Origin of the sequence: Ilumatobacter sp. (assembly GCF_041688325.1) — a bacterium.
Taxonomy (GTDB): domain Bacteria; phylum Actinomycetota; class Acidimicrobiia; order Acidimicrobiales; family Ilumatobacteraceae; genus Ilumatobacter_A.
Genome location: NZ_JBDNIJ010000180.1, coordinates 1 through 13,954, shown reverse-complemented (window position 1 = coordinate 13,954; position 13,954 = coordinate 1). Strand labels below are relative to the sequence as shown.

General features: G+C 63.1%; 14 protein-coding genes. 5 read left to right on the top strand and 9 right to left on the bottom strand.

Annotation, left to right across the window (positions count from 1 at the left end):
• Window positions 1-152 precede the first annotated feature (152 nt).
• Both ACH2EI_RS11245 and leuA read right to left on the bottom strand, forming a co-directional pair.
• Window positions 153-536 carry a hypothetical protein gene (locus tag ACH2EI_RS11245; RefSeq protein ID WP_395153176.1) on the bottom strand — a complete coding sequence of 128 codons (384 nt, stop codon included), beginning with the start codon at window positions 534-536 and terminating at the stop codon, window positions 153-155.
• Window positions 537-670: 134 nt separating this feature from the next.
• Window positions 671-2,419: a 2-isopropylmalate synthase gene (gene leuA / locus ACH2EI_RS11240; RefSeq protein WP_395153175.1), complete on the bottom strand. Its 1,749-nt coding sequence runs from the start codon at window positions 2,417-2,419 to the stop codon at window positions 671-673.
• A 375-nt stretch (window positions 2,420-2,794) separates the two neighbouring features.
• Here leuA and ACH2EI_RS11235 point away from each other — a divergent pair, with 375 nt between their 5' ends.
• Window positions 2,795-4,015: a DEAD/DEAH box helicase gene (locus ACH2EI_RS11235; RefSeq protein ID WP_395160054.1), complete on the top strand. Its 1,221-nt coding sequence runs from the start codon at window positions 2,795-2,797 to the stop codon at window positions 4,013-4,015.
• A gap of 14 nt (window positions 4,016-4,029) precedes the next feature.
• Here the strand turns inward: ACH2EI_RS11235 and ACH2EI_RS11230 are convergent, their stop codons facing one another.
• Window positions 4,030-5,265, bottom strand: coding sequence for an MFS transporter (locus ACH2EI_RS11230; protein WP_395153173.1), 1,236 nt, complete (start codon window positions 5,263-5,265; stop codon window positions 4,030-4,032).
• Between the two features lie 34 nt (window positions 5,266-5,299).
• Window positions 5,300-5,740 carry a nitroreductase family deazaflavin-dependent oxidoreductase gene (locus ACH2EI_RS11225; protein ID WP_395153172.1) on the bottom strand — a complete coding sequence of 147 codons (441 nt, stop codon included), beginning with the start codon at window positions 5,738-5,740 and terminating at the stop codon, window positions 5,300-5,302.
• Between ACH2EI_RS11225 and ACH2EI_RS11220 the strand changes: the two genes are divergently transcribed.
• Window positions 5,739-6,422, top strand: coding sequence for a hypothetical protein (locus tag ACH2EI_RS11220; protein ID WP_395160052.1), 684 nt, complete (start codon window positions 5,739-5,741; stop codon window positions 6,420-6,422). The genes ACH2EI_RS11225 and ACH2EI_RS11220 overlap by 2 nt on opposite strands.
• A 53-nt stretch (window positions 6,423-6,475) precedes the next feature.
• Here ACH2EI_RS11220 and ACH2EI_RS11215 read toward each other — a convergent pair whose 3' ends face one another.
• Window positions 6,476-6,913 carry an MOSC domain-containing protein gene (locus tag ACH2EI_RS11215; RefSeq protein WP_395153170.1) on the bottom strand — a complete coding sequence of 146 codons (438 nt, stop codon included), beginning with the start codon at window positions 6,911-6,913 and terminating at the stop codon, window positions 6,476-6,478.
• A 60-nt stretch (window positions 6,914-6,973) separates the two neighbouring features.
• Between ACH2EI_RS11215 and ACH2EI_RS11210 the strand changes: the two genes are divergently transcribed.
• A complete protein-coding gene (locus ACH2EI_RS11210) occupies window positions 6,974-8,404 on the top strand; it encodes a M20/M25/M40 family metallo-hydrolase (RefSeq protein ID WP_395160050.1) in 1,431 nt (476 codons plus the stop codon).
• 46 nt (window positions 8,405-8,450) lie between these two features.
• On the opposite strand, the gene ACH2EI_RS11205 is transcribed toward ACH2EI_RS11210, so the two are convergent.
• Window positions 8,451-9,146, bottom strand: coding sequence for a GNAT family N-acetyltransferase (locus ACH2EI_RS11205; protein ID WP_395153168.1), 696 nt, complete (start codon window positions 9,144-9,146; stop codon window positions 8,451-8,453).
• A 135-nt stretch (window positions 9,147-9,281) separates the two neighbouring features.
• On the opposite strand from ACH2EI_RS11205, the gene ACH2EI_RS11200 reads away from it, so the two are divergent.
• The gene (locus tag ACH2EI_RS11200; RefSeq protein WP_395153167.1) at window positions 9,282-10,289 is read left to right on the top strand and encodes an NADP-dependent oxidoreductase; all 1,008 of its coding nucleotides are present in this window, start codon (window positions 9,282-9,284) and stop codon (window positions 10,287-10,289) included.
• 22 nt (window positions 10,290-10,311) lie between these two features.
• Here ACH2EI_RS11200 and ACH2EI_RS11195 read toward each other — a convergent pair whose 3' ends face one another.
• The 3 genes from ACH2EI_RS11195 to leuC all read right to left on the bottom strand — a co-directional run bounded on the left by ACH2EI_RS11195 (window position 10,312) and on the right by leuC (window position 13,514).
• Window positions 10,312-11,442, bottom strand: coding sequence for a serine hydrolase domain-containing protein (locus ACH2EI_RS11195; protein ID WP_395160048.1), 1,131 nt, complete (start codon window positions 11,440-11,442; stop codon window positions 10,312-10,314).
• Between the two features lie 66 nt (window positions 11,443-11,508).
• Window positions 11,509-12,093 (bottom strand): 3-isopropylmalate dehydratase small subunit, encoded by a 585-nt coding sequence (gene leuD, locus ACH2EI_RS11190; protein WP_395153165.1) that lies wholly within the window; start codon window positions 12,091-12,093, stop codon window positions 11,509-11,511.
• The gene (gene leuC, locus ACH2EI_RS11185) at window positions 12,090-13,514 is read right to left on the bottom strand and encodes a 3-isopropylmalate dehydratase large subunit (RefSeq protein ID WP_395153164.1); all 1,425 of its coding nucleotides are present in this window, start codon (window positions 13,512-13,514) and stop codon (window positions 12,090-12,092) included. Before leuC ends, leuD begins: the two co-directional genes overlap by 4 nt.
• Before the next feature lie 72 nt (window positions 13,515-13,586).
• On the opposite strand from leuC, the gene ACH2EI_RS11180 reads away from it, so the two are divergent.
• On the top strand, window positions 13,587-13,954 hold a 368-nt coding region (locus tag ACH2EI_RS11180; RefSeq protein WP_395160046.1), incomplete at its 3' end, for a helix-turn-helix domain-containing protein.

The following is a 13,954-nucleotide window of genomic DNA, read 5'->3' as shown; positions in this document are numbered from 1 at the left end:
GTCGTTGCGGACCTCGAACACTTCGGGGCACACCTGCATGCATGCGCCGGTCGATGCGCAGCTGTCGAAGTCGACGGTGACCTTCATGGTGTTTTCTCCTGTGTTGTCCGGGGTGTTGTTCGGGGTGTTGTTCGGGGTGTTGTTCGGGGTGTTCAAGCCTTGGCCGGACGGTAGCCGTCCGCAACCGCGTCGGCCGCAGTGGCATAGCAACGCTCTGACTTGGTGCGGTCGTAGAAGCGGCCGCCGGGAACGTGGAAGATCCCTGAATTGTTGTTTGCCTTGATCAGGTGCGAGTCGGGGCACGAACCGTCGGCTGTCGGCGGCAACCATGATCCAGGCGCAGCATCGGGCCGCGCGTCCGGCGAGTCGGCGAGTCCATTGACAACCGACGCCATTACCGGAGCGCTGTTGGACGGTTCGAGTGGTGGCCATTCCGGCGGTGACGGGGGTGTCGGCGGCGCAGTGCGGTCTCGCCACCACGACCACGTGACTCCGCCAACGGCACCGATCAACACCAGCCAGAGGGATCGACGCACCGCTGTCACCATCCAGGTCATATCGCCCAACCTAGTCAGACCAGCGTTCGGTCTCGCAGCGTCTGCGTGATGATTTTGGCTGAAATGGGCACCAAAAACATCACGCAGACGAGACCTCGGCAGGAACGGTGGTGTTATCGGCGCTCGCGCTGACGTTCGAACGCTGCGAGGACGGCTCGCAGCGAGGCGGTGGTGATGCTCGGATCGGTGCCGAGACCCCAGCGAACGTTGCCGTTGCCGTCGACGGTCTCGAGGTACGCGACAGCCCGAGCGTCAGCGCCCTGCCCAATGGCGTGCTCGGCATAGTCGAGCACGTCAAAATCGCCGCCAACAGATCCACCGAACTCATCGGTGAGTGCGGCGACGAAGGCTTCAACTGGGCCATCGCCCGTTCCGTGCAACGAATGCGCCACACCTTCAACCTCGAGTTGCACCTGAATTGTGGTCGTGCCGCCATCATCGCCGGAGGCGCTGTGCAGCTCATGGCTGCGCAGTTTCATCGTGGGCGTTGCGGGCATGTACTCGGCCTGGAACGCATCCCACATCACACCGGGCGTGATCTCGGTGCCTGAATCCTCCGTAATGTGCTGGATGGTTTTGGAGAACTCGATCTGGAGCCGGCGCGGCAGGTCGAAGCCGTGCTCGGTCTTCATGACGTACGCGACGCCGCCCTTGCCGGACTGGCTGTTGACGCGGATGACCGCTTCATACGTGCGGCCCACGTGCTTCGGATCGATCGGCAGGTACGGCACGGCGAACTTTGGGTACTCGCCCGAGGTCGTGTCCCGAGTGGCGTCGAGGGCGTCGAGGCCCTTCTTGATGGCGTCCTGGTGGCTCCCGGAGAACGCGGTGTACACGAGGTCGCCCACGTATGGGTGGCGAGGTGAGACCGGCAGCCGGTTGCAGTACTCGGCGGTGCGGCGCAGCGCATCGATGTCGGAAATGTCCAGCTTCGGGTCGACTCCGTTCATGAACAGGTTCATTGCAAGGTTGACGACATCGACGTTGCCGGTGCGCTCTCCGTTACCGAAGAGCGTGCCCTCGACGCGGTCAGCGCCGGCCATCACGCCGAACTCGGCAGCCGCAACGGCGCAGCCGCGGTCGTTGTGCGGGTGGAGTGAAATGAGGACCGACGTGCGGTCGCGGATCGTGCGCCCGAACCACTCGATGACGTCGCCGTACACGTTGGGGGAGTAGCACTCGACGGTAGCCGGCAAGTTCAAGATGATCGGATCCTCAGGCGTTGGGGCGATCACGTCCATGACGGCCTCGCACACCTCAATGGCGTAGTCGGGCTCGGTCAGCGTGAAGCTCTCGGGGCTGTACTCGTAACGGATTTCGGTCGCTGACCCGTCGGCTCGGTCTGGCAGCGCGGCCTCTTGCTCTTTGCAGAGCGTTGCACCGGTGACGGCGATCTGCTTGATCTGCTCTTGGTCGAGGCCGAACACCACGTCACGCTGGAGCGGGTTCGTCGAGTTGTAGAAGTGGACGATTGCTCGTGGAGCGCCGCGCAGGCCCTCGTACGTGCGGGCAATCAACTCGGGGCGGCACTGGACGAGTACCTGGATCCAGACATCGTCCGGAATCAGGTCGTCCTCGATCAGCAGCCGGAGGAAGTCGAAGTCGGGTTGGCTCGCCGACGGGAAGCCGATCTCGATTTCTTTGAATCCCATGGCGACGAGTTCGGTGAACATTTTCAGCTTGCGGGTCGGGTCCATCGGATCGATCAAGGCCTGGTTGCCGTCGCGCAGGTCGACCGAGCACCAGAGCGGTGCAGTGTCGATGACCTGATTGGGCCAGGTGCGATCGGTCAATGTGATGGGAACGAAGGGCGCGTACTTGTTGAACGGCATCTGCTTCGGAGTGCTGGGTGTCGGAGGCATAACTTCTCTCAATGGGAACGTGCGGTTTGATGTGGCGAGCGTCGGTCGGGGTCGAAAAAGCAAAAACCCCCCGGCCGGAGGGGCGGAGGGTGCGGGCAGGCGCGACGACGTGCGGCTGCCCTACATAAGCAGAAGAAGGCTCGCGGTGATCGATCGCTGCATACAAGTAATCCTAGCACCGGTCGGCCAGCGTGGGAAACGCAACTGGACAACAGCATGTGGGTGAAACCGGCTGACCGGGCTACTGCGAGCGGTACCCTGACGGACACGATGACAGAAAATACAGCACGACGCGGAGCGCCTCGTCGCAAGCGGACGCCACGAGACTCTGATGACTCGTCCCGTGATCACGTCAACACATCGAATCTGACAACGGTGAACATTCTCCCGCCGGTCGAAGCGCCGACAGGTTTCTTCGATCTCGGTGTCCCGGCGCGGATCGACGACGGCCTTGCTGCGTGCGGTTTCGCACAGCCGTTCAACATCCAGACCAAAGCAATTCCTGTTGCCATGGCTGGAAATGACGTCTGCGGACGAGCCAAGACTGGCTCGGGCAAGACCCTTGCTTTCGGCATTCCGATGCTCGCCCGCATCACTGACAAAGCAGCGCCGACCAAGCCGCTCGGCCTTGTTCTCGTACCGACACGGGAGCTGGCCATTCAGGTGGCCGAAGTGCTCCATCCCGTTGCGCAACACGCTGGTATGAATGTTCTGCCCGTTTACGGTGGGGCATCTCGTCATCACCAAGTTGAGGAGATGGCAAAGGGCATCGAGCTTGTGGTCGCCACGCCGTTGCGTCTCATCGACCTGATCAAGTCCAACGAGGTCAGCCTCGAAGACGTCCAGATCGTTACGCTTGATGAAGCTGATCGCATGGCCGACGACGGGTTTACCCCGCAGGTCGAGTGGATTCTGCGCCACTGCGTCAACCGCAACCAGACCATGCTGTTCTCCGCGACGCTGGACGGCGACGTCGGGCACCTCATCCGGGCATATCAGACCGATCCTGTCACGGTGGCCGTCGACGAGGCGACCGACACGGTCGGCAATATGAGCCACCTGTTCCTCGGCATCCACCACATGGATCGCGACAAGGTGATCGGAGCGATCGCTCGCGGCATTCCGAAGCTGATGGTGTTTTGCCAGACGAAGCGGCAGTGCGACAAGGCCACAGAGCGGCTCCAAGAACTCGGCATCGATGCCATGGCGATTCACGGCGATCTCCAGCAGAAGACGCGTGAGCGCGTGATGCGCTCATTCGCCGAAGGCAAGCTGCAGGTTCTCGTGGCCACCGACGTTGCTGCCCGCGGTATCGACATCGACGACATCGGCGCGGTCATCCACTACGAGCCGGCCAAGGACGTCAAGGACTACCTCCACCGTTCTGGCCGCACGGCTCGTGCCGGCCGTGACGGCTGGGCAATCACGCTGTCTGAGTACAACCAGGTCACCCAGGTTCGGATCCTGCAGCGGATGATGAAGATGGAGCCGACGAAGGCAGTCGATGTGTTCTCGAACGACAAGCGTCTCGAGCAGCTCGAATCTTTCGGCGACGACATCAAATCGGCCGCCACGCTGGCGCCGTCCATGTCCTGACGCTGAGCTGATTATTAACTGAGTTCGCGCAATTCGCGCTGGCTCACATACGTGGTGACCACGCCGATCAAGCCGACCAACGCCGCACCACTGATGGCTGCGCCAGCGTTCGTCCACGCCGCGATAGCGCCGAGGATCAGCGCGCCGAATGGCATGATGCCGAATGATGTCAGCGCATAGAGCCCCATCACGCGGCCCATCAGAGGCTGTGGTGTGTTCGCCTGGATGAGGCCCTGGTTCATGTTGATGTAGAACCCGCCAGCCAAGCCCATGAAGAAGGCGAGGACCAGAACCTGCCAGAAGTCGGTGGTGCGACCGGTCAGGATCGTGATGGTCGAACCGCAGATCAGGGCACGTTGGAAGGCTGCGCCCTTCTGTTTCATGTCACCCTTGCGCATCACCACGACGGAGCTGATCGCGATGCCAATACCCATCAGTGCAAAGGGCAATGCAGCATCGCCCGCCGTGCGACCCAGACCGTCTTTGACGTGCGCCTGCAGCGTGACCATGACCGCCGGATTGACGGTGAAGCTGGCCATGACCAGCAGGCCGAACAGGACGCGCAGGTTGGCGTCGCCGAGAACGTGACGAAGCGCTTCTCTCATGTCGGCGATAATCGGCCGCTTCGGCGGCAGGTCGATGTGCGGCGGGATCTCGAGTCGCATCAAGAAGATCACGCCCGCGAACATCAGGCCTGACTGGAACCAGAATGCTCCGTCGAAGCCGTACTGGTCGCCGACGACCTTGGCGAGCACCGGCCCAAGGATCAGCGACAGCGTCATCGCTATGGCGTTGACCGCGATCGCGCTGAACAACTGCTCCTTCGCGACCAGGACCGGGATCAGGGAGGAACGGACCGGCTGGCCGATGGCTGAAGCGGCACCGGCGAAAAGGGTCATCACGATGACCCAGCCGAACGAGATCGTGTCGGCACGAACTAACAGCGCAGTGACGGCCATCACAACCCCACCGGTGACCTGCGTCCAGATCAGCATCCGTCGACGGTCCCATCGGTCTGCCCATGCGCCAGCCTGCAGCACGAGCAACGCTGCCGGGAGTCCCAGCGTGAACACGGCAATGCCCTGGTCGCTTTCGCTCCGGTTGAGTCCGTCGAGGACCAGCCATCCGAAGACGAACCGTTGCGCGTTGGAGACCAGAAAAAAGGAGAGGTTGTTGAGCCACAGCAGCCGGAACGGCCGAACAGTGATGGCGTTCGCTGGCTGCTGGCTCTCCGTTTGTATTGTGGTCACCCTGTGACCTTGTCAGATCTGCGCGAGCGGATCGTCAGTTGGGGCGGGCAATGAAGACCGGAATAGTGCGGTCGGTTTTCTCGGCGTACTGGGCGTAGGTCGGGAAGACCTCGACCGCTCGCTCCCACCACGCCAGCCGCTCGTCGCCGTCGACAATGGAGGTGGTGTAGTCAGCGGGCTCTGGGCCGTCCTGGATCTCGCACAGCGGTTCGGCCACGAGATTGTGGAACCACGACGGGTTCTGCGGCGCGCCGCCGATCGACGCAACGAGTGCGTACTCGCCTTCGTGCTCGACGCGCATCAGCGCGAACTTACGCAAGTTGCCACTGGTTGCACCCTTGGTGGTGACGACGATGATGGGGATTCCGGTCTCGCGCAGCGTGCTCGCCTCGCGGCCGTTCGTGGCCTCGTAGGTGTCGACCTGTTCGCGGACCCAGTCCATGGTGCTCGGGACGTACTCTCCAGTCAAAGGCATGACGTCGACCGTAGACGAGTTCTTCGGATCGCATCGTGTTGCAGCGCCGCTTGACGACCGGTCGAGATGGGTAGCGTCTCGCAGCGTGAAGTCCCAACGTCTGCTCGCCATGTTCATATCGATCGTGTGCGTCGTCGCGGCCTGTAGCGCAAGCAAGTCCGGATCGGACGGCGCGCCTGTCCCGACCGTTTCGATTATGGCCACCACGGTGCCCGAGCGCGCTGCAGGAGACGATGGTGACATCGGGCAGACCTGCACCGAGCTGCAATTCGTCCAAGACCTGTCGGATCAGACCACGGCATCGACGAACGAGATCCTGCAGCGTGTTGCCACGGACCCAGGAGGCACGTCGGAGGTCGAGACCATCGCCGCATTCGCAACCCTTGCCGCTGAGATCGAGGCGTCGCTCCCGGAAACGTTGGCGGCCTACGATCGCGCTGCCGCTGTTGCCCCACGCGGCATTGATGCAGAGATTCGTGCCGTCGCTGACGGCACGGCACGACTGACGCCGGCACTCGTCGAGGCATTCACCAATATTCGGACTGCGGACGATCTTTCGAACATCGAGGGGATCTTCGCTCAACCGGAGTTGCAGGACGCAGCAAGCGATGCAGGAATCGCATCGCTGCGGCTCGACAACTTCACCGGCCCCAACTGCGGGTTCCAATTTTCCAACGGCTGAGCAGGTGCGGTGCGCGGTTGTGTGCGCAGGTGTCGCGAGCGAACAGCGCTGAGTCAGGCGAGGAGGAGCGCGTCGCCGAGGCGAACGATGCCACCTTGGACCACGCTGGCGGTGATGCCAGCTCGCTGACGAAGCGCAGCTTGGGCGCCGTCGCCGAAAATCTCATTCATCAGGTTGCACGGCGCGCAGTCACGCCAGACGGCGAGTTCGACCTCGCCGATGGTGAAGCGCGCCCCGTGGGTGCGCGGGAGTTCGTCGAGGTCGACAACGATGTTGCGCCGAGTCCGCAGCCCATCGAACTGCTCAGTGCCTACATCGGCGGCGGCTCGGGCGAGCTCGCCGGTGCACACGATCGAAACGGCTCGTTTCTTGCCGGCGTAACGGTCGCCTTCGATGCCGATATCTGTGAGGAGCGTCAGCGTGTCATGCCGGGTGATTGCGGCGCCATACGACGACGCAGTCCCGAGTGCGAGAACGGTGCTACTGGCCACGAGATCCGACTGTAGCGGTCACACTGTGCCAGGCACAGTGTGACCGCTACCGTTTGCTCCATGACGCTGACCGAGTCTTCGCCTGCCGACATCATCCGTGACCATGCCAACGATGCGTGGGTTGGGATCGTCCCCCTGTTACACGAGTACATCGCGATCCCGAACGTGTCGCCGGACTTCGACCCTGACTGGCGTGAACACGGCTTCATGGCCCAGGCCGTCGAGCTGATCGCCGGATGGTGCCGAGCCCGCCCGATTCCCGGCATGACGATCGAAGTGATGGAGTTGCCCGAGCGGACACCGATGATCGTGATCGACGTTCCAGCGTTCAACGGTGGCTCGAACGACGACCCGGTGCTCTTGTACGGCCACCTCGACAAACAACCGGAAATGGAAGGCTGGCGGGATGATCTCGGGCCATGGACGCCGGTTCTCGAAGGCGACCGGCTGTACGGACGGGGCGGCGCCGACGACGGCTATGCAGCGTTCGCCAGCCTGACGGCCATCGAAGCCACGCAGGCTGCTGGCGGAGCCCACAATCGGTGTGTTGTGCTGATCGAAGCGAGCGAAGAGTCGGGCTCACCAGATCTTCCGGCCTACATCGAAGCACTCACCGACACGATTGGCACGCCCAGTCTTGTGGTGTGCCTCGATTCAGGTTGCGTCGACTACGAACGCATGTGGGTCACCACGTCGCTGCGCGGCATGGTCATGGGCACCCTGTCTGTCGACATCGTGACCGCTGGCCTGCATTCGGGCGATGTGTCGGGCATGATTCCGTCGTCGTTCCGCATTATCCGTTCGCTGCTTGACCGCGTCGAGGATGCTGCGACCGGAGCGATGTTGCTGCCCGAACTCATCGTCGAGATTCCACCGGGCCGTGTCGCCGAGGCGAACGACACTGCACCGCTGGTTGGCGCGTATGCCGACAACTACCCGTTGGTCGAGGGGGCCCGAGCGGCGGTTGATGATCCAGCCGAACAACTGCTTGCTCGCACTTGGTACGGCACGCTGAGCGTCGTCGGCGCAGACGGCCTGCCGCCCACGAATCGGGCCGGCAACGTGCTTCGTCCGTCGACGTCACTCAAGCTCTCGTTCCGACTCCCCCCGACCGCCGATCCGAAGGCCGCGGCTGCAGCGATCACTGCGGCGCTGGAAGCTGATCCGCCGTACGGCGCACGCGTCTCGTTCTCGAACGTCGATGGGGCTCCCGGCTGGGACGCACCTGCAACGGCGCCCTGGCTCGCCGATGCGCTGGACGCCTCGTCGACCGCAGCATTCGGACAGCCAGCGCGCAACTTCGGTGAGGGCGGGTCGATCCCCTTCATGGGCATGCTCGGCGGAAAGTTCCCCAAAGCACAATTCGTCATCACCGGCGTGCTCGGCCCGGACGCCAACGCCCACGGCCCCAACGAATACCTGCACGTCCCGACGGCTCGCAAGCTGACGATGGCTGTGGCGCACATTCTGTCAGCCCACGCAGCCAGATAGTTGCGAAAGGGGCCTGACCCCATTCGTAACTCTGGTCGTGCTGTGATCAGCTGTGCGGCCAGAGACCGTGGACGGTCCAGCCTTCATCAGCGAAGCCGACCGCATCGGCGACGTGTGCGCTGGCGAGGTTGCTCGATTCGTGCAGGTACGTCGGAATCGCACCGTCGTCGAGCACCCAGCGCGCCGCAGTCGCCACGAGGCGTCGAGCGAAGCCTTGGCCCCGGGCTTCTGCTTCGGTGACCACGGCGAGTTCGTAGCCGTAGCGGTCATGGATCTTGATGCCCACGGACGCAATCACTTCGCCTGCATCGTTGCGGGCAACGAGACGAGGGCCATTGAACGGAGCAAGCCAGGCCGGGAGGTCGGAGTTCTGTGTGGCAATCCATTCCCCGAGGGCCTCGATTGTCGGGTCGACAGTCGTTGTCGATCGGAACACACCGGCGCCGAAGCGGGCCGCGCCCAGACCGAGGATCGCGCCAAGTTCGTCCCCGAGCCCAGCACGGTCAGGCCCGTCCGCCAGAGCGGCTGCTACAGCGTCGGCCTGCAGCGGCGGGACGGCGATGATCGTTGCCCGCCCGTTTCCAACACCGAGCAACTTGCGAATCGAGCCGTCCCAGGTGGGTTGCAACCGGGCCGGGTCGCCGACCACGGTGATGCCGTCCGCCAGTGGCGGCCACTGACCCACCCACTCGGTGAGGTGGAGCCGCAGCCGTTGCTCAAGATCTGGGTGTGTCTCGGCCATGTTTGGCAAACTAACCGGCCACCCCGCCAACCACCCCGCCAACCACCCGGCCAACCACCCGGCCGGCCACTTGCTGACGCCGAGAAGGAGTCAGCTGGTCGATTGAGCGCCCGTTGGTTTGGGTATCGTCGGGTCATGACCCGCACTTCTCGCCACGTCAACCTCGCCTCCCGACCGAACGGCGCTCCCGTGCCCGAGAACTTTGAAGTCGCGGAATCGCCAGTCCGTGACCTGGAAGATGGTGAGGTCATGATCGCCAACCGTTTCATGTCGGTCGACCCGTACATGCGTGGTCGCATGAACGACGTCAAGTCGTATGTGCCGCCATTCCAGATCGGTCAGCCGCTCGAAGGCGGGGCCGTGGGCGAAGTGATCGAATCGAAGTCGGGCGCGGTTCCGGTTGGAAGCTATGTGGTCCACAACCTCGGATGGCGCGAAATTGCAATCGTCCAGGGATCGGCTGTTCAGCAGGCCGCAGTCATCGACGGGGTCTCGCTGTCGGCGAACCTCGGCGTGCTCGGCATGCCGGGAATGACTGCCTACGCCGGGCTACTCGACGTTGCGTCGTTCAAGGAAGGCGACGCTGTGTTCGTGTCCGGTGCAGCCGGAGCTGTTGGCTCGCTTGTTGGACAACTCGCAAAGCTGAAGGGCGCTTCACGTGTCATTGGTTCGGCGGGCTCCGACGAGAAGGTTGCGTGGCTCACCGATGTGCTCGGCTACGACTCGGCCTTCAACTACAAGTCCGGTCCTGTCGCCAAGCAGCTGTTTGCTGCGGCCCCTGATGGCATCGATGTCTACTTCGACAACGTGGGCGGCGAGCACCTACAGGCAGCGATCCATGCCCTCAACCCGATGGGCCGGATCGCGCTGTGCGGCGCGATATCGGCGTACAACAACACCGAGCCGGCACCGGGGCCGAACAACATGTCACTTGCAATCGGCAAGCGGCTGAACCTGCGTGGTTTCATCGTGAGCGATCACTGGGACATGATGCAGGACTTCATCACCGAGGTCGGCGGTTGGCTCGCCGACGGCACGATCAAGCACGACGAAACAGTAGTTGAGGGCATCGAGCACGCTGGCGAAGCATTCATCGGGCTGCTCGCCGGTGCCAATACCGGCAAGATGGTCGTCAAGATCTGACGCGGTGCAGCCGTGCTGCTGATCAGCGTTTGAAGACTTCTTGGGCCAGGTTGATCCCGCGCGTGTCGCCGAGTAGTCCCTCGTCCATCCGGTTCATCACATAGGCGAAGCTGATCTTGCGGTCGATGTCGACGATGATCGACGAGCCGCCCCAACCACCCCAGTAGGCGTAGTTGCCCTCTGGAAGATACGGGACTGCTTCGGAGTGCAGGGCGTAGCCCATCCCGAATCGCACCGGGAGGCCGAGCACCTGGTCGACGCCGTGGGCCTGCTCTTCGAAGATCATCTGGATCGTCTCGGCCGACAGGAGTGACACCCCGTCGACGGTGCCGCCGTTTGCAACGATTGCTTGGATGCGAGCAACGGAACGGGCGTTGCCGTGGCCGTTCGCTGCACCGATGCAGGCCTGGCGCCACTCAGGCGTCCACGACTCTTCGGCGCCCGGCGCAGGGCCCGTAAAGGTCTTGATCAGCACACCGTTGGGGTCGAGCGCTGCGAGGTCGAAGTCGAGCGGGGGCGGCGGAATCACATTCGACACGCGACCAAATTCGGTCGGATCGAGCCCGATGTGGAAGTCAGCGCCGAGGGGCCGAGCGATTTCCTCGGCAAAAAAGTCGCCGAGCATGCGACCGTCGATCCTGCGGATGACCTCGCCGATCAGATGGCCCTGATTGAGTGCGTGATAGCCGGAGCCTTCGCCCGGCGTCCACCACGGCGCCTGTGCGGCAAGCATCGACGTCGACTTCTCCCAGTCGTAGATGTCCTCGGTCGTGACGGGCTGTTCCCAGGCGCTGACGCCGGACGTGTGGCCCATAAGGTGGCGGACTTCGATGTCGCCCTTGCCGTTCTGGGCAAACTCCGGCCAGTACGTCGCGACCTTCTCGTGGAAATTGAGGGTGCCCCGCTCAGCGAGAACCAGCGCCGAGAGAAAGGTCATTGTCTTGGTCGTCGACCAGACGTTGACGATCGTGTTTTCGGACCACGGCGTGGTCTTGGCCTCGTCGGCCCAGCCGCCCCAGATGTCGACGACGGTTTCGCCGTCGACCGTCACGGACACCGAAGCTCCGACGTCTTTGCCGCTGTCGACGGTGCTGCTCAGGAGTTCACCGAGCTTGCTGTATTCGGGAGCGGATGTGCCGTGGATCTCTGCCATGCAATCAGTCTGACTGGTCGCTGAGTTTCAGTTGGGGTCAGACCCCAACTGAAACTCAACTGGAACTCAGCCGAGCCAGGTCGGGCGACTGCTTTCGAAGCTCGCGATTTCGTCGATGTGCGTCATCGTGATGCCGATGTCATCGAGACCGTTGAGGAAGCGGTGCTGCGTTGCTGCGTCCATCGGAAACGGCTCGTCGATGCCTGCGGCGGGGACTTCGACCTTGAGTTGTTCCATGTCGACGACGATTGACGTGGCAGCGTCAGCTTCGATAGCGCCCCAGATTGCTTCGACGATGGCCTCTGGGAGGATCACCGGGACGAGGCCATTTTTGGTGCAGTTGTTGCGGAAGATGTCGGAGAAGCTGGGCGCGATCACTGCATCGAATCCGTACTGTTGGATGGCCCAGACGGCGTGCTCGCGGGACGAACCGACACCGAAGGCCGGGCCGGCCACGAGGATGTTGGCGCCTGCGTAGCGTTCGTCGTTGAGCACGAAGCCCTGCTCGTCGCGCCATGCCGAGAAGAGGCCTTTTTCGAAGCCGGTGCGCTCGACCTGCTTGAGCCAGACGGCGGGGATGATCTGGTCGGTGTCGACGTCGGAGCGCTTCAGCGGCACGCCGGTTCCGGTGATGATCTGGACAGATTTCACTTGGCCACCTCCGTGTTGCCGCGTGCAGGGAGGTCGGCAGGTGTGCAGAATGTGCCCTTGATGGCTGTTGCCGCGGCAACCGCAGGCGAGACGAGGTGGGTACGACCACCGGGGCCTTGGCGGCCTTCGAAGTTGCGATTGCTGGTGGATGCTGCACGCTCCTTGGGAGCAAGCTTGTCGGGGTTCATCGCGAGGCACATCGAGCAGCCCGGCTCGCGCCAGTCAGCGCCGGCCGCTGTGAAAATCTTGTCGAGTCCTTCTTCGATCGCCTGGGCCTTGACGCGGTGGCTGCCGGGAACGATCAGCACGCGGGGCACCGTGACGGTGCGCCCTTCCATGACCGCAGCTGCGGCTCGGAGGTCTTCGATCCGGCTGTTGGTGCATGATCCAATAAATACGGTGTCGACGCTGACGTCGCGCATTGACTGGCCGGCTTTGAGGCCCATGTAATCGAGTGCGCGTTGCACGGTTTCCTGTGCGGTTGTGCTCTCGAAGTCGCTCGGTGAGGGGATGGGCCGGTCGATCGGGCCCACCTGGCCGGGGTTGGTGCCCCATGAAACGTGGGGCGAGATGTGTGCGGCGTCGAGCACAACGGTGGCGTCCCACACTGCGTCGTCGTCCGAAAAGAGCGTCTTCCAGTCGGCGACCGCTGCGTCCCAGTCGGCACCCTGCGGTGCGTGCTGGCGGCCTTCGAGGTAGTCGAACGTTGTGGCATCGGGGGCGATGAGTCCGGCCTTGGCCCCAGCTTCGATCGACATGTTGCAGACGGTCATGCGACCTTCCATCGACAGTGCCCGGATTGCAGATCCGCGGTATTCGATGATGTGGCCGATGCCGCCGCTCGTGCCGATTTCACCGAGGATCGCAAGAATGACGTCCTTTGCGGTGACGCCGGGTTGCAGCTCGCCATCGACGGTCACTGACATCCACTTGGGTCGGCTCTGGGGCAGTGTCTGCGTGGCGAGCACGTGTTCGACCTCGCTGGTGCCGATGCCGAAAGCGATCGCACCGAAGGCGCCGTGTGTGGCGGTGTGCGAGTCGCCGCACACGATGGTCATGCCCGGCATGGTGCGGCCCTGTTCCGGGCCGATCACGTGAACGATGCCCTGGTCAGGATGGCCCATCGGGAAGTTGGTAATGCCGAACTCGGCGGTGTTAACGCGGAGGGTGTCGATCTGTTTCGCCGAGATCGGATCGGCAATCGGTTGATCGATGTTCTCGGTCGGCACGTTGTGATCTTCAGTGGCGAGCGTGAGATCGGGACGGCGTACGCCGCGCCCGGTGAGGCGGAGGCCGTCAAATGCCTGCGGGCTCGTGACTTCATGCACGAGGTGCAGGTCGATGTACAGCAGCTCTGGTTCGCCCTCGGCGGAGTGGACCAGGTGGCGTTCCCAGACCTTTTCTGGCAGTGTCTTGCCCATGTGATGCTCGGTTTCTACGTCAGTTGAACGGGTAGTGGCGTTTCCCACATCGTGAGATATGGTTCTTGCAATATGGATAGCGTAGCGGCCAGTTGCGGCTCCACCGAGATTCCGAGCACAGGTGTTGGCGTGCTTGACAAGTCGATGCTGGTGCTTCGAGCTGTCTCGGTCGAGCCGCAGGGACTATCGCAGCTCCAGCAATCGACCGGTCTCCCGCGGGCCACAGCTCACCGGCTGGCCGCGGCGCTCGAAGTGCACGGATTTCTGCGCCGTGACGGCGAGGGCCGATTCGAACTTGGTCACGGCCTGGTCGCTCTCGGGCAGCAATCAGCCGAACGATTCCCGCTTGTCGACGTCGTCCGGCCGATCGCTACGGCGCTGCGCAACTTGACCGGTGAGGCTGTCCAGCTATTTGTTCGCGAGGGCTCCCAGCGGCGGTG

Bases quoted from the DNA above. Each gene is read 5' to 3' on its own strand.
- leuA (WP_395153175.1), bottom strand. From the start codon at position 2,419: ATGCCTCCGACACCCAGCACTCCGAAGCAGATGCCGTTCAACAAGTAC.
- ACH2EI_RS11200 (WP_395153167.1), top strand. From the start codon at position 9,282: ATGACCCGCACTTCTCGCCACGTCAACCTCGCCTCCCGACCGAACGGC.
- ACH2EI_RS11195 (WP_395160048.1), bottom strand. From the start codon at position 11,442: ATGGCAGAGATCCACGGCACATCCGCTCCCGAATACAGCAAGCTCGGT.
- ACH2EI_RS11205 (WP_395153168.1), bottom strand. From the start codon at position 9,146: ATGGCCGAGACACACCCAGATCTTGAGCAACGGCTGCGGCTCCACCTC.
- ACH2EI_RS11220 (WP_395160052.1), top strand. From the start codon at position 5,739: ATGACGTCGACCGTAGACGAGTTCTTCGGATCGCATCGTGTTGCAGCG.
- leuC (WP_395153164.1), bottom strand. From the start codon at position 13,514: ATGGGCAAGACACTGCCAGAAAAGGTCTGGGAACGCCACCTGGTCCAC.
- ACH2EI_RS11210 (WP_395160050.1), top strand. From the start codon at position 6,974: ATGACGCTGACCGAGTCTTCGCCTGCCGACATCATCCGTGACCATGCC.
- ACH2EI_RS11225 (WP_395153172.1), bottom strand. From the start codon at position 5,740: ATGCCTTTGACTGGAGAGTACGTCCCGAGCACCATGGACTGGGTCCGC.